At 64.4% G+C, this 22,547-nt stretch carries 43 protein-coding genes; 1 reads left to right on the top strand and 42 read right to left on the bottom strand.

Annotated elements, in window-relative coordinates; genetic code table 11:
• Positions 1-341: 341 nt before the first annotated feature.
• From ABD908_RS10445 to ABD908_RS10240, 42 genes are all read right to left on the bottom strand, one after another.
• Entirely contained in the window at positions 342-1,142 is an 801-nt protein-coding gene (locus ABD908_RS10445) for a hypothetical protein (protein ID WP_344994813.1), read from the bottom strand.
• A gap of 162 nt (positions 1,143-1,304) precedes the next feature.
• A complete protein-coding gene (locus ABD908_RS10440) occupies positions 1,305-1,553 on the bottom strand; it encodes a DUF7427 family protein (RefSeq protein WP_344994810.1) in 249 nt (82 codons plus the stop codon).
• Positions 1,550-2,005 (bottom strand): phosphatase domain-containing protein, encoded by a 456-nt coding sequence (locus tag ABD908_RS10435; protein WP_344994807.1) that lies wholly within the window; start codon positions 2,003-2,005, stop codon positions 1,550-1,552. The genes ABD908_RS10440 and ABD908_RS10435 overlap by 4 nt, the downstream gene beginning before the upstream one ends.
• Entirely contained in the window at positions 2,002-2,478 is a 477-nt protein-coding gene (locus ABD908_RS10430) for a hypothetical protein (RefSeq protein WP_344994805.1), read from the bottom strand. The genes ABD908_RS10435 and ABD908_RS10430 overlap by 4 nt, the downstream gene beginning before the upstream one ends.
• Positions 2,475-2,678: a hypothetical protein gene (locus ABD908_RS10425; RefSeq protein WP_344994803.1), complete on the bottom strand. Its 204-nt coding sequence runs from the start codon at positions 2,676-2,678 to the stop codon at positions 2,475-2,477. The genes ABD908_RS10430 and ABD908_RS10425 overlap by 4 nt, the downstream gene beginning before the upstream one ends.
• A 216-nt stretch (positions 2,679-2,894) precedes the next feature.
• The gene (locus ABD908_RS10420; RefSeq protein WP_344994800.1) at positions 2,895-3,665 is read right to left on the bottom strand and encodes a nucleotidyltransferase domain-containing protein; all 771 of its coding nucleotides are present in this window, start codon (positions 3,663-3,665) and stop codon (positions 2,895-2,897) included.
• Positions 3,665-4,102: a hypothetical protein gene (locus ABD908_RS10415; protein ID WP_344994797.1), complete on the bottom strand. Its 438-nt coding sequence runs from the start codon at positions 4,100-4,102 to the stop codon at positions 3,665-3,667. Before ABD908_RS10415 ends, ABD908_RS10420 begins: the two co-directional genes overlap by 1 nt.
• Positions 4,084-4,626 (bottom strand): hypothetical protein, encoded by a 543-nt coding sequence (locus ABD908_RS10410; RefSeq protein ID WP_344994795.1) that lies wholly within the window; start codon positions 4,624-4,626, stop codon positions 4,084-4,086. The genes ABD908_RS10415 and ABD908_RS10410 overlap by 19 nt, the downstream gene beginning before the upstream one ends.
• The gene (locus tag ABD908_RS10405; RefSeq protein ID WP_344994792.1) at positions 4,623-4,922 is read right to left on the bottom strand and encodes a hypothetical protein; all 300 of its coding nucleotides are present in this window, start codon (positions 4,920-4,922) and stop codon (positions 4,623-4,625) included. Before ABD908_RS10405 ends, ABD908_RS10410 begins: the two co-directional genes overlap by 4 nt.
• Positions 4,919-5,278: a hypothetical protein gene (locus tag ABD908_RS10400; protein ID WP_344994789.1), complete on the bottom strand. Its 360-nt coding sequence runs from the start codon at positions 5,276-5,278 to the stop codon at positions 4,919-4,921. The genes ABD908_RS10405 and ABD908_RS10400 overlap by 4 nt, the downstream gene beginning before the upstream one ends.
• A 186-nt stretch (positions 5,279-5,464) precedes the next feature.
• Positions 5,465-6,238 carry a hypothetical protein gene (locus ABD908_RS10395; RefSeq protein ID WP_344994786.1) on the bottom strand — a complete coding sequence of 258 codons (774 nt, stop codon included), beginning with the start codon at positions 6,236-6,238 and terminating at the stop codon, positions 5,465-5,467.
• A gap of 41 nt (positions 6,239-6,279) precedes the next feature.
• On the bottom strand, positions 6,280-6,678 hold the full coding sequence (locus ABD908_RS10390) for a single-stranded DNA-binding protein (RefSeq protein WP_344994783.1): 399 nt from the start codon (positions 6,676-6,678) through the stop codon (positions 6,280-6,282).
• 62 nt (positions 6,679-6,740) lie between these two features.
• Positions 6,741-8,048 (bottom strand): replicative DNA helicase, encoded by a 1,308-nt coding sequence (locus tag ABD908_RS10385; protein ID WP_344994780.1) that lies wholly within the window; start codon positions 8,046-8,048, stop codon positions 6,741-6,743.
• Complete coding sequence (locus tag ABD908_RS10380; protein WP_344994777.1) at positions 8,041-8,427, bottom strand: hypothetical protein; 387 nt, start codon at positions 8,425-8,427, stop codon at positions 8,041-8,043. The genes ABD908_RS10385 and ABD908_RS10380 overlap by 8 nt, the downstream gene beginning before the upstream one ends.
• Positions 8,428-8,500: 73 nt before the next feature.
• Positions 8,501-8,872, bottom strand: a complete 372-nt coding sequence (locus ABD908_RS10375; RefSeq protein WP_344994774.1) for a hypothetical protein — start codon at positions 8,870-8,872, stop codon at positions 8,501-8,503.
• Positions 8,873-8,880: 8 nt separating this feature from the next.
• On the bottom strand, positions 8,881-9,549 hold the full coding sequence (locus tag ABD908_RS10370) for a hypothetical protein (protein WP_344994771.1): 669 nt from the start codon (positions 9,547-9,549) through the stop codon (positions 8,881-8,883).
• The gene (locus tag ABD908_RS10365) at positions 9,546-9,701 is read right to left on the bottom strand and encodes a hypothetical protein (protein ID WP_344994769.1); all 156 of its coding nucleotides are present in this window, start codon (positions 9,699-9,701) and stop codon (positions 9,546-9,548) included. The genes ABD908_RS10370 and ABD908_RS10365 overlap by 4 nt, the downstream gene beginning before the upstream one ends.
• Positions 9,698-10,105 (bottom strand): hypothetical protein, encoded by a 408-nt coding sequence (locus tag ABD908_RS10360; protein ID WP_344994767.1) that lies wholly within the window; start codon positions 10,103-10,105, stop codon positions 9,698-9,700. Before ABD908_RS10360 ends, ABD908_RS10365 begins: the two co-directional genes overlap by 4 nt.
• 103 nt (positions 10,106-10,208) lie before the next feature.
• On the bottom strand, positions 10,209-10,400 hold the full coding sequence (locus tag ABD908_RS10355) for a hypothetical protein (protein ID WP_344994764.1): 192 nt from the start codon (positions 10,398-10,400) through the stop codon (positions 10,209-10,211).
• Positions 10,397-10,597 (bottom strand): hypothetical protein, encoded by a 201-nt coding sequence (locus tag ABD908_RS10350; RefSeq protein ID WP_344994762.1) that lies wholly within the window; start codon positions 10,595-10,597, stop codon positions 10,397-10,399. Before ABD908_RS10350 ends, ABD908_RS10355 begins: the two co-directional genes overlap by 4 nt.
• Positions 10,594-10,977, bottom strand: a complete 384-nt coding sequence (locus tag ABD908_RS10345; protein WP_344994759.1) for a hypothetical protein — start codon at positions 10,975-10,977, stop codon at positions 10,594-10,596. The genes ABD908_RS10350 and ABD908_RS10345 overlap by 4 nt, the downstream gene beginning before the upstream one ends.
• Complete coding sequence (locus ABD908_RS10340; RefSeq protein ID WP_344994756.1) at positions 10,974-11,384, bottom strand: hypothetical protein; 411 nt, start codon at positions 11,382-11,384, stop codon at positions 10,974-10,976. The genes ABD908_RS10345 and ABD908_RS10340 overlap by 4 nt, the downstream gene beginning before the upstream one ends.
• Complete coding sequence (locus ABD908_RS10335) at positions 11,381-12,076, bottom strand: hypothetical protein (protein ID WP_344994753.1); 696 nt, start codon at positions 12,074-12,076, stop codon at positions 11,381-11,383. The genes ABD908_RS10340 and ABD908_RS10335 overlap by 4 nt, the downstream gene beginning before the upstream one ends.
• 24 nt (positions 12,077-12,100) lie before the next feature.
• The gene (locus tag ABD908_RS10330; protein WP_344994750.1) at positions 12,101-12,241 is read right to left on the bottom strand and encodes a hypothetical protein; all 141 of its coding nucleotides are present in this window, start codon (positions 12,239-12,241) and stop codon (positions 12,101-12,103) included.
• A 74-nt stretch (positions 12,242-12,315) separates the two neighbouring features.
• Positions 12,316-13,260 carry a DNA cytosine methyltransferase gene (locus ABD908_RS10325; RefSeq protein WP_425584366.1) on the bottom strand — a complete coding sequence of 315 codons (945 nt, stop codon included), beginning with the start codon at positions 13,258-13,260 and terminating at the stop codon, positions 12,316-12,318.
• Complete coding sequence (gene tas / locus ABD908_RS10320; RefSeq protein ID WP_344994747.1) at positions 13,257-14,069, bottom strand: TIGR-Tas system RNA-guided endonuclease; 813 nt, start codon at positions 14,067-14,069, stop codon at positions 13,257-13,259. Before tas ends, ABD908_RS10325 begins: the two co-directional genes overlap by 4 nt.
• A 189-nt stretch (positions 14,070-14,258) precedes the next feature.
• A complete protein-coding gene (locus tag ABD908_RS10315; RefSeq protein WP_344994744.1) occupies positions 14,259-14,756 on the bottom strand; it encodes a hypothetical protein in 498 nt (165 codons plus the stop codon).
• A gap of 226 nt (positions 14,757-14,982) precedes the next feature.
• Positions 14,983-15,840, bottom strand: coding sequence for a hypothetical protein (locus tag ABD908_RS10310; RefSeq protein ID WP_344994741.1), 858 nt, complete (start codon positions 15,838-15,840; stop codon positions 14,983-14,985).
• Positions 15,837-16,163, bottom strand: a complete 327-nt coding sequence (locus tag ABD908_RS10305) for a hypothetical protein (RefSeq protein WP_344994739.1) — start codon at positions 16,161-16,163, stop codon at positions 15,837-15,839. The genes ABD908_RS10310 and ABD908_RS10305 overlap by 4 nt, the downstream gene beginning before the upstream one ends.
• Positions 16,163-16,315, bottom strand: a complete 153-nt coding sequence (locus tag ABD908_RS10300; RefSeq protein WP_344994736.1) for a hypothetical protein — start codon at positions 16,313-16,315, stop codon at positions 16,163-16,165. Before ABD908_RS10300 ends, ABD908_RS10305 begins: the two co-directional genes overlap by 1 nt.
• Before the next feature lie 40 nt (positions 16,316-16,355).
• Positions 16,356-16,496, bottom strand: coding sequence for a hypothetical protein (locus tag ABD908_RS10295; RefSeq protein ID WP_344994733.1), 141 nt, complete (start codon positions 16,494-16,496; stop codon positions 16,356-16,358).
• Positions 16,497-16,814: 318 nt separating this feature from the next.
• A complete protein-coding gene (locus ABD908_RS10290) occupies positions 16,815-17,075 on the bottom strand; it encodes a hypothetical protein (protein WP_344994730.1) in 261 nt (86 codons plus the stop codon).
• Entirely contained in the window at positions 17,072-17,287 is a 216-nt protein-coding gene (locus ABD908_RS10285) for a hypothetical protein (RefSeq protein ID WP_344994727.1), read from the bottom strand. Before ABD908_RS10285 ends, ABD908_RS10290 begins: the two co-directional genes overlap by 4 nt.
• Positions 17,284-17,661: a hypothetical protein gene (locus tag ABD908_RS10280; RefSeq protein WP_344994724.1), complete on the bottom strand. Its 378-nt coding sequence runs from the start codon at positions 17,659-17,661 to the stop codon at positions 17,284-17,286. Before ABD908_RS10280 ends, ABD908_RS10285 begins: the two co-directional genes overlap by 4 nt.
• On the bottom strand, positions 17,658-17,855 hold the full coding sequence (locus ABD908_RS10275) for a hypothetical protein (protein WP_344994721.1): 198 nt from the start codon (positions 17,853-17,855) through the stop codon (positions 17,658-17,660). The genes ABD908_RS10280 and ABD908_RS10275 overlap by 4 nt, the downstream gene beginning before the upstream one ends.
• Positions 17,856-17,952: 97 nt before the next feature.
• The gene (locus ABD908_RS10270; RefSeq protein ID WP_344994718.1) at positions 17,953-18,654 is read right to left on the bottom strand and encodes an ERF family protein; all 702 of its coding nucleotides are present in this window, start codon (positions 18,652-18,654) and stop codon (positions 17,953-17,955) included.
• 133 nt (positions 18,655-18,787) lie between these two features.
• Complete coding sequence (locus tag ABD908_RS10265; RefSeq protein WP_344994715.1) at positions 18,788-19,738, bottom strand: PD-(D/E)XK nuclease family protein; 951 nt, start codon at positions 19,736-19,738, stop codon at positions 18,788-18,790.
• Positions 19,735-20,490, bottom strand: coding sequence for a pentapeptide repeat-containing protein (locus ABD908_RS10260; RefSeq protein WP_344994712.1), 756 nt, complete (start codon positions 20,488-20,490; stop codon positions 19,735-19,737). The genes ABD908_RS10265 and ABD908_RS10260 overlap by 4 nt, the downstream gene beginning before the upstream one ends.
• A 226-nt stretch (positions 20,491-20,716) precedes the next feature.
• Entirely contained in the window at positions 20,717-21,049 is a 333-nt protein-coding gene (locus tag ABD908_RS10255; protein ID WP_344994709.1) for a WhiB family transcriptional regulator, read from the bottom strand.
• Between the two features lie 87 nt (positions 21,050-21,136).
• Positions 21,137-21,358 carry a hypothetical protein gene (locus ABD908_RS10250; RefSeq protein ID WP_344994706.1) on the bottom strand — a complete coding sequence of 74 codons (222 nt, stop codon included), beginning with the start codon at positions 21,356-21,358 and terminating at the stop codon, positions 21,137-21,139.
• 67 nt (positions 21,359-21,425) lie between these two features.
• Entirely contained in the window at positions 21,426-21,611 is a 186-nt protein-coding gene (locus tag ABD908_RS10245; RefSeq protein ID WP_344994704.1) for a hypothetical protein, read from the bottom strand.
• 181 nt (positions 21,612-21,792) lie between these two features.
• The gene (locus tag ABD908_RS10240) at positions 21,793-21,966 is read right to left on the bottom strand and encodes a hypothetical protein (RefSeq protein WP_344994700.1); all 174 of its coding nucleotides are present in this window, start codon (positions 21,964-21,966) and stop codon (positions 21,793-21,795) included.
• Between the two features lie 171 nt (positions 21,967-22,137).
• On the opposite strand from ABD908_RS10240, the gene ABD908_RS10235 reads away from it, so the two are divergent.
• Positions 22,138-22,482, top strand: coding sequence for a helix-turn-helix domain-containing protein (locus ABD908_RS10235; protein WP_344994697.1), 345 nt, complete (start codon positions 22,138-22,140; stop codon positions 22,480-22,482).
• Positions 22,483-22,547 lie beyond the last annotated feature (65 nt).

Here is a 22,547-nt window from a genome sequence, read left to right as displayed (position 1 = left end):
ACCGCGCGTGAATCAGTGCAAATAAGCTGTGCTGAGATCCAGGACGATCAGATCAATTTAGGTGTCTTAGGCCGCTGGACAACCCTGCAACTCTCGTCGCAGAGCCGGGATTCGAACCCGGGTAACCCCATTGTGAGTGGAAGTAGATCGGATCTACGCACCAGCACAGCTGTTCTTAAGTTATATAGACCCGAGATCAGAGTCGCGGCGGCGTGTTTCATTATGCAAGAAGTAACGCCAATGCTTCGCACCGGAGCTGTTTAATCGGGGCCGTAGGACTGCGTCTTCGTTGGCCTCGGAGATAACTGTAGCAGCGGCATGGACGGAAACTCCGCCGCAGGTCAGAGCGCTTTCAGGTCCGCCTGCAACTGCGCCAGGTCGAAGCCTTCGACGGTCTTACCCTGACCGTTCAGGAAGTCCTGCGAGAGGAACACGAACGCCTCGTCGCAGTACTTCTCGATGGCGCCCGGCGTGATCTCCACAAGCGAACCCCAGGTGACGGCCACGAAGTTCCCGTTGGCGCGGCGGCCCACCACGACGACACAATGACCCCCCTCAATGGGTGAGTCGCAGACATCCCACACTCCACTGCCGTCCGGCTTGAATGCGTCCTGCCACGCGGAGGGAAGATTGACGCCGATGAGCGCGGTCCCGAAGTAGTAGCAGCCGTCGGCGAGCTCTGCGGGATCCTCCGCCTGCAGTCCCAGGAATGCGCCAGCCTTGTGGAGTCGGCCTGTCGCATCCTTGAAGCCGGTCGAGCAGAGATACTTGGCGGCGGTGAGCATGTCCGTGCCCTGGTCACTGTTCGGATTGCTCGGGGTGTAGCCGGTGATCGCGGAGTACAGTGCGATGGCGTCGTAGTCGGTGAACAGGGTGTGTATGGCGTGGCTGGCAGTCCATGCCATGACCTGATGACAGCTGCCAGCTTCGACACAATCGCCGAGCCGGTCGTTGGCGAGCATCCCCCAGCCGCTGATCGGGTAGAAACGCTCGAGCCCGAACGCGGTAGGTGCCGGCGCGAGACCCTTCGGCACATCTTGCCGGAGAAGCCGTCGGAGGAATGCCTCCCAGCGCGGCAGGGCTGTCTGGACGTAGTCCTTCAGCCACAGATCCGGTGTGCCTACGGGTTCGCGGCGCCCCAACTGGTATCGGCTCATCATTCCCCCCGGAATGTTCTTCGGATATGGACAAGCCCGGACGCCTCCCCCGCGTCCGGGCCGTCACAAAGGGCTACGATTCGGCCATTGCGCTGGCACCAGGAGAACCCCCAACTCCTACCTACCAGTGTATCGGGAGGGCTACGGTCAGCCCTTAGTCGCGCCGACGGCGAGCGCCAGCAGATGTACCGGATCGGCGTAGCGGACATGAAGTCTCTCCGGGAAGTTCAGGAGATGCCCTGCGAGCAGCAGAACGGCGGCATGGGTGAGGACGGGTCGCGTCTCCAACCACTCATCCACCACCTCGGACAGGAGCTTGTTCCCCGAGCGCACCGCGTACGCCTCGTAGGTGACGATGCCCAGGCCCAGCACGGCCCATGCCTGCTTGCCGGTCACGCCACCTCGTCCTCCCACCCAGGGATGCGGATCGTGGGGATACCCAACGACTCCCAGAGCTCGCAGATTTTCGGGTGGTCGTCGACGGCGGCCACGATGTCGAAATCCAGCTCCTCCGTGAGAATCCGATGGATGTCGCGCTTCACCTCCACATCCGGGCGGTAGTCGGTGTCGCCGCGCATGAACGGCCCGTGGAAGTCGCACGGCATCCAGTGCCTCAACCACGCCGTCGTCACAGCCTCCCAGCGGTACATACGAGCTGTCACCACCACGATCTCCATATCGCGGAGAGCCCAGGCGTCACACAGGTGGATCACCGGCATGTTCGGTGGACAGTCGGCGGACTCGCGGTGGAAAGCGTCGAAGTCCTTGGGGCGCTTGGCAACATGGTGACGGATCGAGGAAACGTCCACCAGTGTGCCGTCGACATCGACTATCAGCGCGTCAGTCATCGGTTATTCATCTGGTAGTCGACCATCTCGGGACCGCGAGGCCTGTTGTCGGCGGCCATCCGGGATGCCCATTCCAGAACACGCTCAGCGAAGTAAATGCGGAAGACGTTGTCTTGCATATAGTGACGCCTGGCGTAGTAGGAAGCCCAGGTCTCATTTATGGCTACGTACCAAACGAGGTCGACGCGCTTCTGCTCGCCGATCGGTTTACCTGTATCGAGGTCGGTGAGTTGGATGACGAACTCGGTATGCGCTCCACTCTCATCCACCCACGTCTCCCACGCCAATGGATACTCGACTGCCGGCAGACGCTTGCGCAGATACGAGACAGGAGGATGAGGATGGCCGTACGTCCGCTCGGCGTTCTTCTTCGAAGGGGCACCCTTAGCTCGGCGCGTTACCCGCATCGCGTGCAGTGAAACAGCGATGGCGGCCAGCCCTACGAGCATGCTCACGACGTCGATGGCGATCACTGATCGCCCTCCATTCCGGTAGTGGGCGAGACGAGCTGCCCACTGTAAGGATTGATGCAGATCGGATTGTCCAGGCCAGCGAAGGCCCCCTCGGGCAGCCCGAGGAGAGACGTCAACATCTCCATGGATTGCGTCAATGCCGAGAACATGACACCAGCCCAGAACCCCTTGTCCCACGCGCGGGCGCATTCATCACTCACCGCGCACCTCCCTATCCATACGCCTATACGCCTCGATGAGGCGGCGCCTACCGCGCTCTGACAGAAGATCATCCACACGCTCGTACACCCACGGGGAGTTGTCCTGCATCCACTCCGCGCGACCGATGGCCTGACCGCATATCACCCGTCCCAACCATGCGGACGGCCCCATGAAGACGAGGTGATTTTGACCGAGGAGTTCATGCGGAGTAGTACTCACCGGTTCCACCAGCTCTCGTGCATCTTGATGAGGAACCGGTCGATCACCGCACTGTCCGGGCGGTCCGGCAGGTCGGCGGTCTTCTCGATGGCGCGCAGCTTGTCCAGCTGCTCGTCGATCATCACGCAACACTCGGCGTACGAGATCCCGCCAGTGCGCATCGACACGAGAGTGGAGCGCCACGGCTCCGGCATCGGCAGGCTGATCCGGCCCGTCGTCAGGAACTCGATCCCCTGCACTCCCAGCCGTACCGCGTGGGCTCCGAACTTGACGTCGTAGCCGTACTTCTCGATCAACTCGGGGCGGTTCGTATGACGGCGTGCGACGGTGCCGCGTAGCTGCTCGAGCTGCGAGTTGCAGTAGCCGATGAACTTGCCCGCAGCCTGCTTCGAAGCGAACAGGTCCATGTTCCGCATGAGATGCGCACCCTCCGGTGTGGAGTAGTGGACCTTGTTCGCCGGCGCGAAGCCCAAGATCAGCACCGTAGGGTTGCCTGCGGCGGCCAGCCGTACCCACTTACGCAGCGAGTAGATGGTCTTGTCGATGTCGCCGGGGCCGGAACGCACACCCTCCGGCTGGGTGCGCCAGATGTACTGCTCGAAGCGTTCGAGTCCCATCACGCACGACTTCGGTTCGACGCACACGCCCATGAGGTCCAGGTCGTCCTGCTCGGCCACATTGATGCCGTGGAGAGTCGATCCCACTTCACCGAGAAGGATCAGGTTACCCTCGGCGATCTCGCGGTTCCGTTCGCCTCCGTGACTCATCAGTCGTCCTCGTCGTCCTCGTCGTCCTCGTCGTCATCCGGGTACGGGTTGGTGCAACAGTCACCACTGCAATACTCGCAATCGGGTGGCTCGATGTCCCGGACTAACGCCTTAAGCGCGTCGTCCCGGACGGCTGCTGCGATGGTGCGTGCCTTCTGGGCCGGAATGCCGGTGGCCTTCAGTGCCTCGACGGCGCGGTGTCGCAGCTTGAGGATGGTGTCGCGCTCAGTGGCGAGTTCTAGGACGCGCCTGAGTGCCACGAGTTCCTTCTCGACGCCGGCGAGTTCCCTCGTGCGCGTCTCGATGATGGCTGCCACCGTCGCGGGGGTGGAGGTCTCGTGGCAGATGTTCTCGTACACGCCGTGCCGGTTGTAGCCGCCGTAGTAGCCCTTGTGGATCGTGACGAAAATGTCGTTCATCACGGGGAGGATGGACATGTGTTCTCCTGTAGACGTTTGATTTTCAGTAGGCGGTCGCGGTCGAAGAACAACTTCGGCGGATCACCTTGATGGCGGGTGAGGAGCGGGTGCTTGTCGCCCCATTCGCGGAGGGCTGTGTGGCCGCGATTCGTGAGGCGCTTGGCCTCATCCAGATCCACCCACTCCACAACATCCTGGAGCGGCCAGCGACCCAGGTTGCGGCGGCGTGTGGACGTCCAGTCCTGTAGCAAGGCCTCGATCTCCGGGTCCGGGACGCGATGGGCGGCGCGCCGCAGACACTCCAACCTGTCCGCGAAGGTGCCGTTTCGGAAGCCCCACCGCTTCGACCAGTAGACGACCATCTCCCTCTCGGCGCGGACGGCGTCGACAGCGTCGATGTCCACTGGGATCTGCCACATGGTGTGCTGGCGCACGAACGCATCGCCGTTCCGCCCTCGGGCGGCGGACATGTTGGCCTCGATCCAGAGGAGGAGGTCTGGGGTCTCGGTGATGAGGGCGATGCATTCGTGGCGCGCGCTCAACTGGCGTCACCCTCCCCGGGGTATTGATCGGGGAAGACGACCTTGCAGCACTCGTCATAGAACTCGGCCGCGTTCTCACGCGGGAACAATCGAAGCCATTCCCGGATATCTTCGTATCGTCCAGCGTTCTCCTTGCGCCACTCGGCACATCGCTTCCAGTTGTCTCGATCCGAGACGATGTCAGAAACGATGTCCATCACCTCGTGGATCCCGCGCAGCGACTGGCTCGGTTCGCGCAGAGCGAGCTTCGTCAGCGCGGCGAACAGGACTGTCCAGTCGACAGTGGGTTCGCTCATTGGGCCAACGCCACAAGGTCGATGAAGTCGGCCAAGGTCATATGGACGTACTGCTGCAGCGGATCTGAAGTGCCTCGCTTCTTCGCCACCACGACACCGATCTCCGCACCGTCGTTCTCGCGCTCCGCCTGAGCCTCGCGTAGCCAGCCGGAGATGTTCATCTTAGCTACGTCCTTGCACTCCACCACCACTCGGCGCGTGCCTTTGAGGAGGACACCGGAGATGTCACCCTTGTCCTGGGCACCGGTACGGGCGCGTCGTTCGATGTTGCCCGCGAGATAGGTATCGAGGGTCTGAGCGATCAGGGACTCGAACCTCGTCCCTGCCGCCTTGGCTGATGTACGACTACGGGCCATCGGAACCTCCTTCCATGAACTCGGCGTGCTCGTGGAAGCAGTTCTCGCAGAGGTCGACCCGATAGCCACCCTCGGCTGGGCCGAAGATCTCCTCACTGCTCATACCGACATGGAGACGGCGGGTGAGCGTGACCCCGCCGCCAGGGACCGGGATGTCATCACCGCAGCGATCGCAGACGAGACGCTTCACGAGCCGGACCAGTCGACGTAGAAGTCGACAAGGATCTTGGTGATGAGCGCGATGGCGGTGATCGGCTTGCCGGCGGCGGTACGCCAGTTCATCTGCTCGTACGCGGTCGTGTGCGCACCCTGGGCGAACGCCCACATCCATCCCGCCGCAGTGAACTGGTCCTCGATCCACTCGGGGATGTCGGCCAGCTCCAGGTCGTCACCCTCAGCGTCGGCGATGATCTGCGGCAACGACTTCTGCATCGAGGCGATCCACTTCAGGAGAACCTGCGGCTGCAAGGAGAAGTTCGCGACGATGTCAGTGGCCGCCCACTTCCACGGGCTGTAGAGGGGTGCCGACGTCATCAGATCGCCGGGACTCGCGAGTTCCCAGTGCCGGAACGTGTCCTTGGAGTAGTCGTGCTGGTGCGAGTAGATGCCCGAGCCGGTGCTGACATCCCCTTTGAAGTGGTAGCTGTCCCCCTCGGCGCGAGTGGGATTCGCGAGGGAGATACGCCCCACCACCTTGGTGCCCGTGTACTGGTCGAGGAACGCGGATCCGACGATGCCGCCGAGCGAGTAATCGACCAGGACGGTGTCGTGCGGAGAACTGTCGACAGCCTCGTTCAGCCATGCCACGCCGGCGGCCACCGACTCCTCCAGTGACACTCCGAGCGGGTTCTCGGGCGCCGGGGTATCGGGGCCGATCGAGGCCGGATACGGGTTCTCCACGACCTCGAAGTGGTCGGGATCGAGACCAGCCACCGCAGGCCAGAGGAAGTTCTTCCCCATGCTCTCGCTGGCACCGCGCGTTCGTGCTACCTGAATCATGCTCAGTACCCATCGTTGTTGTCGTTGCGGTAGCCCGTGTTGGACTTGGGGTTCCGTGTTATCGAGAAAGTGGCGAAGTCACCCACCGGGTACACGGCGTCGGCGGTGACATCCAGACTCGTGCCGTCGCGGCCATCGCGGGTGGTGTAGGTCCGCGTGCGCAGTCGGCCCTCCACCTTCACGAGATCCCCCTTATGCAGAGACTCCGCCAGGTTCTCGCCGAGCCGACCCCAGACGGAGACACGCGCGAAGTCGGAGCCGTCATCCACCCACTGGTCGCCCTGCTTCTTCTGGTGATTCACGGCGACGGTGAAATTGCAGACGGACTTGCCGGACTGTGTTCGGTTCAGGGTGGGCGCCTCGGTGAGGTTGCCGCTGAAGTGCCAGTTGTTGACGTTCAAGTGAACGCTCCTTGGGAATGAGTAGCGTGTGAAACCTATTGTACTTGCCACATGGAGAGAAACTACGGCGTGCCGATGCGCACGTGGGGGCCGTCGAAGAAGTCGGTGACCACACCGGTTGGGCCGTTGCGCTGCTTGTCCACGATGATCTCGATCTGGTCCGAGTCACGGTCGGAGGGATCCCGGTGTAGCAGAATCACGATGTCACTATCCTGCTCGATCGCTCCGCATTCACGGAGCATGTCCTTGTTCGGCCGATCGTTCTTGTTCTCCGGGCGACGCAGCTGTGCGGCGACGACGACCGGTACCTTCAGCTCCATTGCCAGCCGCTTCAAGCCACCGGACAGTTCGGTGAGCGCCGCCAGCCGATCCTTCGCCGACGGTAGTCCCATTATCTGCAGGTAGTCGATGACCACCATGTCCAGTCCGACTGCGCGCTGCTGCAGCTTGGCGCGCTGCCGAACCCGCGAGAGGGTCACGCCCGGCTCATTGACGATGGTGATCGGCGCGCCGACGATCTGCTCCGAGTAGTCCTGCAGCCGTTGCGTGTAGACCTCATCGAGGTCGTTGTCCAGGATCCGTCGGAGGGGGACGTTGCCACCGCAGGCCATGACTCGCGACATGCACTCGTCCTGCGACATCTCCAGGCTGTAGTACAGCAGGTGCTGACTCCATCGCGCCGCCTGCTCCAGTAGGCCGTTGAGGAAGACCGACTTGCCCACGCCGGGTCTGGCGCCGATCGTCACGAGCTGAGAGCTACCGAAGCCGCCGCCGACCAATCGCTCGTTGAGGACGCCATAGGGTGTGGGGCTGACGACGCGCGCGGTGGGATCGCGCAACAGCTCCCACCAGTTCCGCACCGCCTCATCGAGTAAGACACCCTCCCCCGTGTCGAGCAGTGAGGTCGAGAGCGCGCCGAGTTCCTGATGGATCACATCCAGAGCCTCGGCGAACGTCCCCACCTCTCCGTCATCGGAGATGCGCTGGACTCCATGCTGAACAGCGATAAGGAGCCTTCGCCGCTGTGCCGCGTCCTTGACGAGCTCGGCCGCCCGTTTGCATTCCGAGAACACCACACGCTCACCGGTGAAGGTCTTGATCGCCGCCTCGACATTCAGCGCGCGAGACCCTGACTTCGCTGCCTCACCCCGGATGTTGTTCGGGAGACAGTACGAGTTCCGGGCTCGGAGGACGCCGGCGATGCGCCACAACTCCGCGAGGGAAGGGGTGGAGAAGTCGTCCGGCGCCACCATCGCGAGGAGGTCGTCCAGCTGACCGCGCAGTCCCACGGAAAGGACTGCGCGGGCCAGCATCTCCTCGTCGTCCCGGCGCATGGTGGCGTCGTAGGCCGAGGCGAGAAGATCAGTCATCTTCCCTCGGCACGGAGCAGCCATAGCAGGAGTGGTGTCCTGTGTCGCCGTCGGTGTACGTCCAGCCAGTGGGGACAGACAGCAGGATTTCTACAGGGTTGATGTCCACCTTGGTGACTCCGCCGCACTCATGGAACAGGATCAGGTGGATCCCGAACGGGTACTCCACTTCAGTGAGCACGCGCCGAAGATCCGTGAACAATTCGTCGTCGGCTCCGTCGTAGAACTTACGCTCCGCCTTGGATGAGATGGGGAAACTGGGGTGTCCTGGGTCGCCGGGCCAGTACCCGATGTTCAGATGGTTGCGCCAGCGCTCAACGAACCAGGCTGGCAGCTGAACCTTTACATCCTCGGATGTCACCATGCTACGAAATCCCACGATCCGGTTCCTTTCTTGGCCCATGCTCGACGTTCAATACTTTCAGCCATCGCCGTACCTCACGGTGACCCTCTCACCACGCGTTCCGATCGAGTTCGTTCGCAGCATCCAAGAGTGTCTCCCGCAGGTCCGGATCGTCCAGGAGTTCCGCACTTGCACGCAGGGCGTCAGCGCGCTCGCGGCGTTCCAGACGATCCCGCTTGGCGCGATCCTCGCAGACGATCGTCGGAATGAAGAATCCGCGTGCGCGACGCACAACGCAGGCGACGCCGATTCCCGGCAGCACGATCGGCCAGAACACCGCGGCAAACGTCGCCGGGATCACCACGTCGTTTATCATGGACATGCGTTTTTTAGACCAGAAGCGGTACTGGTGGTCGGCCACGATCCGCGCCGTGCCCAAGGCGCCCACCACGTACCCCACAATCAGAGCGATGCCCAACACTGAGCCTGTCATCCTTTCCCCCTTCCGGGGACATGCTTGTCCCTCCATGCTGGCCCGCTGTGAGGCGACGGGGCGCCCGTGGGACACCCCTCCATGCAGGAGGCCAGACGTAGGCGCGTGGAGCCGAGCTCTGTTTCCAGCCGCTTGATCCGGTCACGCTGCTCGCTGCTGATCTGCCGCCATATGGTGTCCGCGTGCCGCCACTGGGCCGCGCGCCGTGCCATCGCCCGGAGTGCGGCAGCGTAGGCGGCGACCTTGTCCTCGGCGCGGATCGCCCGCTGGCACACCGCCTCATGCCGCAGCAGCACGTCCAAGCGGTCGCCCCCGACAGCCTGTCGGGCGTCGTCGCGCTCCACGGTCAGCCGCTTGTTCTCGGCGTGCCAGTCGTTCGCGACGTCCTGCAAGACACGAACTTGCGCAGCAGACTCGGCCAGATTCTCGCTCCACCCGCGCTCCCGCTCACGCAGCTGCTCGACCTCGGCCATCAGCTCCGGGACCAGCGAACGCGACTCGATCAGGCGCACAGCATCCCGTGTCGACACCTTCGAGCCGTCGGGGTGCCGGACGATAATCGACTCGATGCCACCCGTCTCGGTGGGCACCTCGACCACGGCCCACTCGATCTGCGGGCCTTCCAGTGCCGCAGCAGCACGCGCAAGCACATCATCGGCGGTCACAGTTCCTCCTCGGAGTGATGGGCGTCGTTGTGCTCCCGCACTTCCCGTTCCATCGGTCCGGTCGGGGCGAACGGCTCGCCGCACCGGTACCAGTCGCACTCACGGCACCCGGCGTCCACACTGACACCCATGCCGATCAGCTTCGCAGTCACAGCTCCTCCTCGGGGTAGCAGAGACGCGCGGTGGCGCAGATCGGCACGCCGTCGCGGTGGTCGTGGTAGTTCACGCACTCCTCAGACTGGTAGATGTCGTCCACGCAGCACTCAGCGCACACGTCGTAGAGGCGGTCGCAGGTCCAGCCGATCTCCGCGACGTAGTGATGCTCGCCGTCCGGGTGTGTGTTCCCCACCTCGTGCGGGTCTTCGGTGATGTGGTGGTCGCATTCGTCGCCGTAGACGGTCCAGCGCTTGTGTAGCTCGCGGATCGGCGCCAGGGCCTCACGGGCGGCGGCCTCGGCGTGGTCGGTGCTCCACGGGCTGCTGTAGGCGGACTCCCACCAGCGGGACGCCTTCTCCGCCCGCTCGGCCGCTGCGACGGCGGGATCGGCGGCGGTCATAGCTCAACCCCGCAGCGTTCACATCGGATCGGGGCCGGGGCGTGCGTGTGCGCGTTACCGCTGAAGTTCGATCGGTGCAGACCGATCCAGCACAGGAGACGACTCATGCCGCACCTCGCTCGCCGTCCATCGCCGCGAGCCGTGCCCATGCCGCCTGACGCACCGACTCCGGCAGCTCCCCGTTGGTCGCCTGCGCTTCGGCCACACACCAGACGCACTCGCACTCATGCCACTGCATGTCGCCGTGCTCGCGGATCAGCCGTTCGGCTTCGCGGTAGTGATCCGGGCCGTTCATGACTCCACCGCCTCGTACTCGGGCAGCTCCACGACCGCGTAGCCCGCGTCGGTGAGCGCCTGCATCACAACCTCAGCGGTCGACGCCGGGATCTCCTGCACCTCCGACAGCGGCATGTCGGTGCGCAGAGACGCCAATGCGAGGATCAACCCCAGCTCGCCCTTGATGGCCTGCGTGACCACATCCTGCGCGCTCACGATGCACGCTCCGCAGCGCGTGCGGCGACGGCGGACAGCGCGGCAGCAGCCACCCATTCCGCATCCTCCTCGGAGTACATGCAGTTGACGGAGACCACGAGGTCGGCGCCGATGAACCCGACCGATGCCACGCCGCCCATGTCGCCGCGCCGCAGCCACACGCCGGGGCGCGTCGGCTCGACCAGCTCCACGACCGCGAGCCCGTCAGCGGATGCGATCTGCTCGGCGACGTGAGCAGCGTGGTCACGGACGAACCGCTCATCCTCACCGCACGCCCACGTGGGCTCCTCCGGCCAACGCCACGGGCACGAACACGCGAACGCGCCAGGGATCGGCTGATGCTCGGCCAGTACCCCGGCCACCCGCTCAGTCGCGCTCACTTCGCAGCCTCCCGTCCCGCACGAATGCCAGCCAGCACCAGCGCGATCCGCTTCTCCCGCACGAACTCCGCGACGTCGTCCCACGTCCGACCCGGTTCGAACGCCAGGTCCTGCGCGTCGGCTACAGCCTCCGCGTAGAGACGATCGGCGCGAAGATTGAGGTCATACGCACTGAGGGGGTAGTACGCAGACTCCGTGTCGTGACCAAGCCGGGCGATGTCCTCTGCTGCGACACGGTCCACCACCCTCGCCGCGAACCGGAGCGCCTCAGGGGAATCCGCGGCAGGCAGCACCGTACGGCTCACCACCCACGGATGCTCAGCCACCTCGGCGTCGATCAGGCCCGACACGATGGTGCCGACAGGGTCACCAGGCTTCGCCGTCGCGGCAGGATTCGGGGCGCTCACTGCGCGACCGCCTCAGCATCGGCGACGGCCACAGTCCATGCGGCGGCACGCGCGGCGAGCAACGGAATCAGTGCGGCATACTCCGCACGCCAACGCTCGATATCCGCATCCGAGCCGCACCACTCCTCAGCGCGGCGCTCCACCTCCGCGGACAGCGTCTCCACGGTGCCCGTCCAGCAGCCGACCTTGAGCACGTGGCCGGCCTTCTCGTCCCGAAACAGGGTGACGTGCACCGACTCCGAGCCGATCGGACCGAGGACGAGGATGTCCTGCCCGCCGAAGACCCGGCCGTTGCCGGAGACCCGGCCGTTGCCGAAGACCCAGCCGTTGCCGGAGACCTGGCCGTTGCCGAAGACCCGGCCGTTGCCGGAGACCTGGCCGTTGCCGAAGACCCGGCCGTTGCCGAAGACCCGGCCGTCGCCGAAGACCTGGCCGTCGCCGAAGACCTGGCCGTCGCCGAAGACCTGGCCGTTGCCGAAGACCTGGCCGTTGCCGAAGACCCAGCCGTTGCCGAAGACCCAGCCGTTGCCGGAGAGGTTGACCCAGTCGCGAATCCAGCCGCCGGGATCGCCGGCCTTCACGCAGTGCTCGGGCAGGTCGATGGTGGCGCGGATGCGGTGCAGGGTTTGGCCTGCGACGGTGATGGTTTCGTCGGTGAGTTCGTAGTGGCGGGTGGGGTTTGTGCTGGTCATGGTGGTTCCTTCTGTGGGGAGTAACTAAGGCCAGAGGGCCGGATCGAACAGGAGTTGGAGAGCGTAGAACGCCTGCTGGGGTACACATCCGTTGCCGATGATCTTCAGCTGCGCGCCGTACGGAATGGGGTGACCGGTGACGTGACCGTCCTCGAGTCCGAGCATCCACTCAGAGAACCGGGCGGCCAGTCGGGGACGGCCGTTCTTGTTGGGCTCGGTGGGGTCCGGAGCCTCACGGGTCAGCCCCTCCCATCGACGGATCGCGGATTCGTACTCGCCCCAGTCGATTCGGCGGTTGTGAACAGGAGCGCCCGATCGATCAGCTGCTGGGAGTGACCCTTCCGTTTGTCCGGGTGCTGCGCTCCCCCAGTCGCGTCCGACGCCCCAGGTGTGGGCAGCAGTCGTAGAGAGGTCTCTACCGCCCGATCCGTGCAGCCCCCCCCCCTGTTGAATCCGTGGTCCTCGGAGTCGGGAGCAACGCTAACGCAACCGCTAACGGCATCCCCATGCCGTTCCCGTTGTTCAAACGTTCCCGGACCTCCGCCCGGCGTTGTAGCCACTTCTCCACAGGTTCCCCGTTGTTCGCTGCGCTCGCATCCGGCGTCGGAAGCAACCCGGCAATCGAACTCATCCCAGGAGACTTCCGTGCCGCCTGAGAATCCGAATCCCGGTTCCTCGAATCGTTCACCGCCGGGGTCGGAAATCGTGAAAAAGAGTCTGTCACGTCGATGAGGCGCCCCGACATCGGATGCTCGAACAGAAACCCACCGGACATCCAGCCCATCTTCGGCACACTCTTGGAGTACCTGGCTGAATCCTTTGGAGCGATGTCCGGCGACATTCTCCAGCAGCGTGATTCGCGGTCGTAGGTGGCGTATGGCTTCACGGATGTAAGGCCAGAGGTATCGGGGGTCATCGGTTCCTAATCGCTTTCCGGCTTGACTGAAGGGCTGGCACGGGTATCCGCCCGTGAGGATGTCGATAGGCATCTCAGCGCGGACCTTGGCCCAGTCGATGAGCTTGAGGTCTCCCAGGTTCGGGATGCCCGGGTAGCGCTGCGCGAGAACCGTGCTCGCGTGCTTGTCCACCTCGGAGTACCAGGCGAGCTCCGCGTCGAAGAACTCCTCGACGGCCAGGTCCATCATGGCTGCTCCGGTGCAGAGCGATCCGATCCGTAGCGTCATTCTTTCACCGAAACCTGGTACAGGGCTTTGGATTCCAGCCAAAGATCCTTAAGGATCTCCTTCGCCACGATCCTCACCGCGCGGGCGTGAGCGTGGCCGTCGGCAAGAGGACTCCCCACCGGCGCCGGCCCACCCAGACCGAGGGTCGTTCCACAGCCCTTGCACTCGAGCGTGTGGCCGGCGGACGCATACTTGACCCGCGCCTGCCGGTACACCTGCTCGTAGTGGGAGCCGGGGAACTTCGGTGTGGCGGAGGCGATCACCCACACCCGCTTGCGGCACTCCTCGGACCAGTTGGACTTCTCCCCCTTGGTCCTGCGGGGTGCGCGGCCGTTCCGAACATCGAAGCCTGAGTACGACCACAGCTCGGAGACCAGCCTCGGCCGGTCGTGCAGATCGTTCCAGTACGGATCGCCGACGGTCGCCAGCAGGCGTGCCAGCTGCTTCTCGCCGATACCCTTGTGCCGCTTCTGATATTCGGCGAGAGGGTGGGCGCGCATCGCCCGCCGCAGATTCAACACAGCCTCGTGCTCGGCGCCCTCCAGAGTGTCGACCGTCTGGGCCAGGCGCTTCACGACCGGGTTGGAGAGCGGTAGACCGAAGCCGCGCTCCTCGCCGTCGGAGTCGGCCTCGTCGCGGGTCAACTGCCGCAGCCGATTAGCGTTGGCGATGCGCACCTTCTCCAGGTCGTCGACGGCATCGGCGAGGAGACCGAGGAGGGGATCCCGGAGCCAGCCCCCGGGGTGTTCGATGCAGTACCGGGTGTCGGGCGATTCAGGGTTCACCCCGGGGTCTGGGGTCTGGGACATTTTCGTCTTCTTTCAGGTTTGGGGGCACCGAGCGCTGGGACGACGGGCGTCGATGGAAGTTCGGCTCGGTGCCGTTCGCAGCGGAGGCGGAACGGGATGCGCTTGGCGTCCGGCTGTGAGAGAGGGGGCGGCGCTTGCCGGTACGGGTATCGGGGTTCGGTAGGCCGCTGGAGCGGGAGTTCCTATGGGCTACGCCTGAACTTCGGCTCCGGGTTCGTGGATGTCCAGGACGGATGCGAGCGTCGTACGCGGAAGGTCTTCGACGGTCTCGACGCCTTCGTCTGCGACGGCCTTGGCGAGGATGTCGAAGTGGTCGGCTTGATCGAGGAGTGTCCGCGACTTGTTACGCCGCGCCGCCGCTGCCTCTGCGAGGTCGTCGAGGGTCAGCTCGCCCAGCCGGCGCATCGTGCCGCCGATGGAGAGCCGCTGATCGAGCGCCGCCTGGAAGTGGTCGCGGATCCCTTCCCGCTTCTTCGATCGCGGTTGCGGGGTGACGGCGGGAAGGGGAACCTCGACGAGTTCGTCTCCGCGTAGCACTTCGGCGACGTGGCGGCCCATCAGTTGCATCAGCCATGCCTGGCGTTCTTGGGGTGTGGCGCGGCGGAGGATCTGATCGGTGATGCGTCCGGGGTCGAGTCCGGGGTTGGCGGCGGCGAATTGGGTGATGCGGGAGTCGAGGTCGCTCACTGGTGACTCCTTAGTGGCGCTGTGAGCGCCGTAGCAGTGTTGGGGGTATACGGATGGCGGGGGGAGGGTTTTCGTCGCTCTGCGTGTCACCCATGAGGCAAAGCGGGGGGTTCTGGTCGCCGCTGACCTGGTCGGGTTGCGGTGGAGCTTGGGGCGACCAGAGACTGGGAGGCCGGGCGAGAGGTGGGTATCCGGTGTACTTCGGGCCTCAAGTTTCGGAAAGTAATTAGGGCGAAGGATTACAGAGCGCGCTCAGGATCTGGTTCCGATGGTCTGCCACCCACGCCCGGTAGTGGTCTTCACGCGCTGCCGCGCGGGCCTGGACAGGAAGATCGTTGATGCCGGGAGGCAGCGGGATGTCGCTCCCCGCTCCGAGGCGCCCGATCTCTCGCCAGCTCTTGTCCTCGATGAGCTGCTGCAGCTTCTGCTCCGGAGTGACTACCGGGAAGTCCGACCATCGCTCACCGTTCAGCCATGAGGCCGGGTACGGGATGAACCGCTGCTCGGTGTCTTCGACCGACTTGGCGAACTCTGCCGTGGAGGCCAGGAGGAGATCGGGGGTGATCTTCTTCAGAGCTGTCCCGTACGCCTTCGCTGCAGATGCCTTCGCGATGTGCCGAGGGTAGGTCTGATACCACTCGGAGAAGCCGTCGATCACGCGCGCAGCGCTTCTTTTCTTACTTCCTTCGGAAGGAGAGGAAGAAGCGACGTCTTCGTCGGATGTAAAAGCGACGGACTCATCGCACGAAGCGATGTTTTCGTCGGAGGGTCTGTAGGACCACGTACGATCGTAGGGGCCGTCCTTCAGGTGGCGCTCCCGCACGAGTCGCCGCTCCGTCGCGAGGCGATCCAGCGAGGCGCGCACCGGCCGCTCAGTGAGACCGCCTAGATCCTCCTGCAGCTCCTTGATGGGGGCTCGCCACCAGACGTTCCCGTCGGTGTGCGTGTACGTGGCACGCGAGAACTCGCTGTTGCAGCGGAACGCGATCAGCTCGAACACGTACATGTCGAGGACCGCCGACGCAGTGTTGCCGTAGCCGGCGAGCCGCGCAGGGAAGAGGGTCACGAACAGATCGCTTCTCACAGCAGGTACCTCAACGCGGGCGCCGCGATGCGCTGGAGCGCGCCGTACAGGTGTGCCGGATTGGCGTTGTGTGCATCCTCCACGAGCGTTGGAATCTGCTCGATCACCGCGTTCGCGTGCTCCAGCTGCGCCTCCAGCTTCGCGATCGCACCGAGCGCGTCAGCGAGTTGGTCGACAACGACTTCGGGGACGATTAAGAGGGCGACGGTATCCCCCTCGCGCTCCATCGTGACGCGCACCCCGGAATCGCCGTCGAAGCTGTCGAGCGCTCCGACTAGTCCGCGCAGTTGCTGAACCTGGAGTCGCGTGTGAAGCTTGTCCATCAGGTCCTCCTTCGTTCGTATTTTTCGATGGCGAGCATGTACAGCTCGAACATGTCCTGGTGGAGCTGTGCGTCGCCGGCTTCAAGGGCTTCGGCCGCCACGTTCAGTGCGTCCCACGCTTCAAGGAGCGGGTTCATCAGCTGGTGGTCCATGCCCGGTATTGGTTCGGTGGATATGCGTGGGAAGATGGCGTCACCGCCCGACTGCTGCGCGCACCACCTTGGTGGCGTAGGCGTGCGCGGTCAGCCCCTGCGCCTTGGCGATCTTCAGGAGTCGGTCCATCTCCGGCTCGGGTAGGTTCACCACGATGGCCCGCATCTGCTCAGTCGCCATCGGGCTGCCGTTCGCTGAAGCCGCCCTTGTCGTCGAGGAAGACCATGCGACCTCGACGGAAGACGGGCACCTTTCGAGGGGTCTCGTGAGACCACACCCTGAACCCGAGAGTGGCTGCAGCCCTAGGGTGGTGCTCTTTCCACCCATGGCACCCCATCGTCCCGTTGCCGCATAGCGCCATGCCGTTGGAGGGTGCCCAGTCCCCGCCTTGTGAGCGGGGCTTCCGGTGGTCGTAGGTCACCCCCCACTGGCCGCATCGCTCGCAGCAACCGCCGGACCGCTCGTATACCAGCTCCCGCGCCCGTCGCTCCTCGGCGTTCACGACGTCTCCAGGTCCATGCGCTGCGCGGCGTGCGGGCCGCACAGGTAATCCGTTCCGCCGGCGGTGGTTCGGACCCACGACACCGGACGACGCGGACCCCACACACCCTGAGTCTCGACCTGCAGCTGCACACAGAGTGCACAGTGCCGGGTCTTCGCACGGGTGGCCTTGTAGGTGGCGATCCCGACAGAGAGCGGATCCTTCTGAGGTTCCGGGACGGTCGATTCAGGCTGCGGGAACAGGGCTTCGGTCTTCATGTGAGCGCCGTCTTCAAGACGCGCTCGAGTGCGACGAAGGCGTACCCCTCGGTGATGCGCCCACCGGTCAGCCGGATCGACACCGTGAACCCCACCTTGTCACCACAGACTTGGTCGTAACGGGCGTCGAAGATCGTTGCGGTCGTCAAGCTCGGCAACCCGTAGATGCGCGGCGCGTCCTGCTCCACCAGCTCCATTGCGATCTGGCTCATCCGAGAATCCTCATCTCCTGTCGCGCGTCGGCCTGCAGTGTCTGCAATGCCGACAGCTCCTTGTCGCGCGCCCGCACGCGGTCCTTCTGGTACTCGTGCGCGGCGTTGGCGACGAGCCACGCATCGAACTCGTCCTCGGTGTCCAGCACCACGTAGGCGTCCCGGTCCTCGGCGGTCAGCTTCCGCCGGCGTTCAGGGTCTTCAGGGTCGATGATCGGGGCCTTCACTCGGGATCGGGCACGAGCTCGGTCCAGGTTCTTCTGTGCCTCGTCAGCCTTCTCGCGGGTGACCTTGATCTGGTCGGGCATCGTGTGGAACTCCCTGGCTAGAGCCAATACGCGTGCGGCGACCTCGCCGCGCTCCTCCGGCTTCACGGGAGTTCCGCGTCGGGGATCTCGGCCGTGAACCGGATGACAGGCCCGAAGGGGGCGCGCTCATCGACCGTGACGGTGATGATGTCGCAATCTCGGATCGACTGGCTGCGAAGGGCTGTGGCTGCCGCCTCCAGGCTGTACATGTCGAATCCGTCGACCGGAAACTGGCATGAAATCTCGGCCATCAGCGCCACCCCCGAAGAGCAGCCAGAGGACGAACGCGAGGAAGCCCAAGTCGATTGCCATCTTGGCGACAGCGATCCATGTTGTCATGCATGGTCAGTTCTCCTGTCAGAGGGTCGCTTCGGAGTTGTCGAGGGTCTGCTGCTCCGGCTGCTGGTTGCTCATCTGGATCTGCATCAGCGCCGCCACCAACTTGTTCAGCACATCCTCGGACTGCTCGCGCACCTTGCCGCTGCCACCCACATCAGAGATGAGCTTGCGAGAAGCCTCAGCCGACACATTGTTCGCCTTGCAGAGCTCGATGGCCTGCTCGGCGAGATCCAGCCGGCGCTTCTCACCCGGATCGACCTGCTGCGCATGGGCGTTCGGTTCCGGCGGCCGATTGCCGCGCTCAACCGTGGTAGCGTCCGGATCCTCCTCACTGGTGGGAAGGTTCAGCACCTGCAACAGAGCGGTTCTGAGGGCTACGGACATCGCCTTCGCGGTTCCCTTGTCGGCGGAATCCCCTGCCTCGCCAGGGACTACGGCCTCGACCTTGTCACCCTCGGGGCCGTAGAATGTGTACATGACCTGGACCTTCACCCAGGACTGACGCTTCCCCTGGGTGGTCGTGTACTCGTCGTAGTTGACGGCCAGTAGCGACGGGACGACGACGACCTGATGTGTCGTGAACGCAGGATGTGTCGCATTGACCACACGGTCGATGCCGCGGAAGTTGAACGAGCCGCCCGGTGAGTTGTTTCGGTCGCCCTTGGAGACCGCGCCGACGTCCGTGGATACGGCGGAGAGTAGCTGGATGATGTTCGCCATCAGTCCTCGATTCGATTGGGTAGCACGGAGAGTGAGGTGGGGTCCGGCTCGAACGTCATGCGCTCGAAGTCGGGGCGATCGAAGTACTGCCGAAGCCGGCGAATGAACAAGAGCAGTAGTAGGGCGCGAGTCATCAGAGCGCCGCCGAGATGTCGACCACATCCAGCGGGTATGGGTCCCAATCGGTTCCGGTCCAATGGAAGATGTCTAGGCCCTCGACGGTCCATCCGGCATGGGCGAGAATCCGTGCGTAGAAACTGAGCTGCAGTACGAAACGACCCAGGTGTGTATGCGGCACCACGTCCACGAACGGCTCCAGGATCTTCTCCGGCTTGTGGACGTCGGTCGAAGTCTTGAAGTCCTGGACGCGCACCGACTTCTCGCCCACTCGCAACAGCCGGTCGATCAGGCCGCAGTGTTTCATCTTCGGGTCAGCGACGAACACCTCGTACTTGGCTACCTCATCCTCGCGGCCCTCGAAGAAGGACTCCACGATGGGACGCAGGATCGGGTTCTTCGTCAACGCCGACTCATAGGTGCCCTTCACCGCCTGGGAGACGGCACCGTACTTGCCGCGCAGTTCCAGAGCCGCATGGGCAGCGGAACCGACGAGGGACGACGCCTCAGCGTTCTTGTCCCACATGCCGATCACGTCCGACGGGAGAACTTGTGCCCCCTCGGTGTTCTCGCGGTTGGCCTTGTCTGCCGACTTCCCCGCGATCAAGTCCTTCGGGAACTCGGGGACGAAGCGGCTGGCGAACGTCGATCCCGACAGCCAGCCACCGGAACCGTCCGGGGAGGTGTACGTGTGGGTGATCGGATCGAAGAACACCTCGGTGCCGGAGGCCCAACACTTCAGCAGCTCCCCCTTGATGTCCGGCCGCTGGATCGCGAGATCCTTGCCGACGAGACGGTGCAGCTCCTGCATCTGCTTCAGCCAGTGGTCGCGGGCCTCCTCCAGAGTGGGGGCCGAGACGGTGAACTGGGGCTGGATGTTCCCGTACTGCATCGTCGGGATCGTGGCGCTCCCCCCGAACACCACCTCCGGCTTGAGGGCGACCACGAGGGCGTCGAGTTCATTCATTGGCGCGCCTCCGCCTCGGCCCGCGTCACGAAGAAGTGGATGCCCGACGCGCACTCGTTCCAGCGATCCGCATCGAATCCGTTGTCAGGCTTGACCGTCTTCCCTACCTCGTATCGGAAGCGCGGATCGTGCCGGCTGAATGCTTCCTCGGCCGGGGAGCCGTCCGCGTTGAAGATTGCGAGCACCTTCGCCTTTGACGCCCGGCACTTCCGCCCTGTGGCGTTGGACCTGGCGGCGTCCTTGGGGATGCGCAGATGGACGATGCGGTTGTCCAGAGCCTTCTTCCAGCCCTCTACGGACCCGGACTCGGGTGCCACCACCGTCTGAGCGGCTGCGAGCGCGGGGATCTCTTTGGCCCCGCGCAGGTCGGCCCCGTACAGGTCGGCCCCGCGCAGGTTGGCCCCGCGCAGGTCGGCCTCGCACAGGTTGGCCCCGTACAGGTTGGCCCCGTACAGGTTGGCCCCGCGCAGGTCGGCCTCGCACAGGTCGGCCCCGTACAGGTCGGCCCCGCGCAGGTTGGCCCCGCGCAGGTTGGCCCCGTACAGGTTGGCCCCGTACAGGTTGGCCCCGCGCAGGTTGGCCCCGTACAGGTCGGCCCCGCGCAGGTTGGCCCCGCGCAGGTTGGCCCCGCGCAGGTCGGCCCCGCACAGGTTGGCCCCGCGCAGGTTGGCCTCGATGACGGCGGCGCGAACGTCTGTTGCACTCTGTGCCGTATAGATAACAACGCCGGAGAGGTTCCTGATCTCGATCATTTCAAATGCCTTTCAGGGGAGGTTGATTCGGCGGACGGGTGCGATGAAGTGGTGGTCGCGCTCGCAAGTGCGGCAGAACGGTCTACCCCGGAATCCGAGACCGTTTCCGAGTTCGCGCTGGCAGCCGTAGCAACGTCCGGCGAATCCCGGATGGACCGTCTGCATCGCCTGGACCAGACGGGGATGGACCATGCAGCTGCACGAGTAGTGCTTCGGGGATCGGGGCCTAGCCACAGAACACCTCGTCTGCAGGTAGGGCCACTCCCCCACGAATGACGCCGGAGGTGGGTACGAGGTCGGGGAACGCTTCGCCGTCGAGCTGATCGCGCACCAGCTTGGCTGGATGACCGACTGCCGACACTAGCTCATCGAGGAGCCGGGACACGTTCGCGAACTGTGTTGCATCGGCAAGGCATTCGCGCTTGACGGGGCATCCTTGGCATACCTTCGGCGCGGCGGCGATGAAGCTGTCACGGTCCGGGTACGAGGATTCGAGGTACAGGTCGGGGTTTCGCCAGCGGCAGATCGCTCGCCTCTCCCAGTTAGCGGGTGAGTGCATAGCAGGCGCCTCCGATCATCGCGAGGACGAACAGGGAGTCGAGGGTGAGACGTAGCCAGTGCTGGAATCCTGGTTCGTAGTCGACGGTCATGAGCGGGCCTTCAACTCGTCCTCGGCTTCGATGATGAGGAGGTTCGCGTCGCGTCGGATTCTGTCCTCCCTGTCAGCGAGGATCCAGCCAACTAAGCAGATCACCACACCGGATGCGATGACACCACCCACGACGTAGTGGTGTTCGTAGAACATGACAGGTGCGAACGCAGCCCCGGCGAGTGCGGCGGAGACAGCCGACAAGCTCAGGATCTTCATCGGACCCACCTGCACAGGCGGTCCCAGTTGCCGGCGATGAGCACGAGAACGGCGATGTCGACGGCGATCACTTCGACACCTGGTTCGTGGTCTCCCAGCGGCCGACCACAGACTCGTCGCGGAGGAGATTCCCGGAGGGGTGGCAGGTGAGGCCGAATCCCTTGAGTTCCGCTCTGGTGAGTGGGGACTCGGGGACGGCGCACCCGTTCGCGGGTGAGCACTTCACGTACGTTCGGTCCTTGGATTCGGGCATGGCTTCGCCTTCCTTGAGCAACGGGGTTGGGGTGGGCTCGGACGCGAGCAGCTGAGGGGAACGGTCAATCCTTGGTCCGAGATGGAGGTCGGCGCGGTATCGAACCGCCAGCGGATGCTGTACCTGTAGCCGACCGAATTTGCGCCGCAGCGCGTTTGGTCTACTTGGCTGCCATGGGGGGCTAGAGGTACGTCCAGCGGCGGATGGACTCTCGGGAGACGACCACCCCGGTTCGGAGTCGGACGTAGTCGGCGATCTCCTGCCAGCTGGCCCCGTTGGAGCGGTGGTGGGAGATCAGATCCGAGAGGGATCGGCCGCCCATCCGGGCTTCGATGAGGAGCTTCTTGGGCTGCACATGAGGAATCATGCTCAGCATGAAACGTGATTGCAAGCCTTGTGCGCACTGCTGAGTCACACCTGCTGGTGGGACTGTGTTTTAACTTGCATGGAGTGCACATCGGGTGCACACTTGGAACAGGTCGGCAGCCATGACCGGCACCGACCACAACCGAAGGGATGGCCCAGGATGAGCATCGCTGCACATGAGGAAGACTGGATTCCTGGCGATTCGCTCGCCACTCGCGTCACGGTGGTGCGCGCCACGCTCGGAATCAACCGTAAGGAACTTTCTGAACGCTCCGGACTCTCGGAGAATGTCTTGCAGAGCATCGAGGACGGACGCTCCGTGCGCGACGCCCACAAGAAGGTGAGCGCCATCGCCCGCGCGACTGGCGTCAGCCGCGAGTGGCTCGCTTTCGGTGGCCCGCTCTCCGAGGACGGCCCCACGCCCGAACCTCCAGGGCGTGGGGTCTCCCAGCCCTATCGCAACAACTCCATCTCCCTCACGCTGGAGCCCGCCGCGAGCGCCTGACGCCCCCGCGCCCCGCGGAGGGCGAACATGTCGGACCGCCCCGCTAGGTTCCCAGGAGTCGGCCG

The organism is Tsukamurella soli (assembly GCF_039541155.1).
GTDB classification, from domain to species: domain Bacteria; phylum Actinomycetota; class Actinomycetes; order Mycobacteriales; family Mycobacteriaceae; genus Tsukamurella; species Tsukamurella soli.
This window is presented reverse-complemented; position numbering and strand designations above follow the sequence as displayed.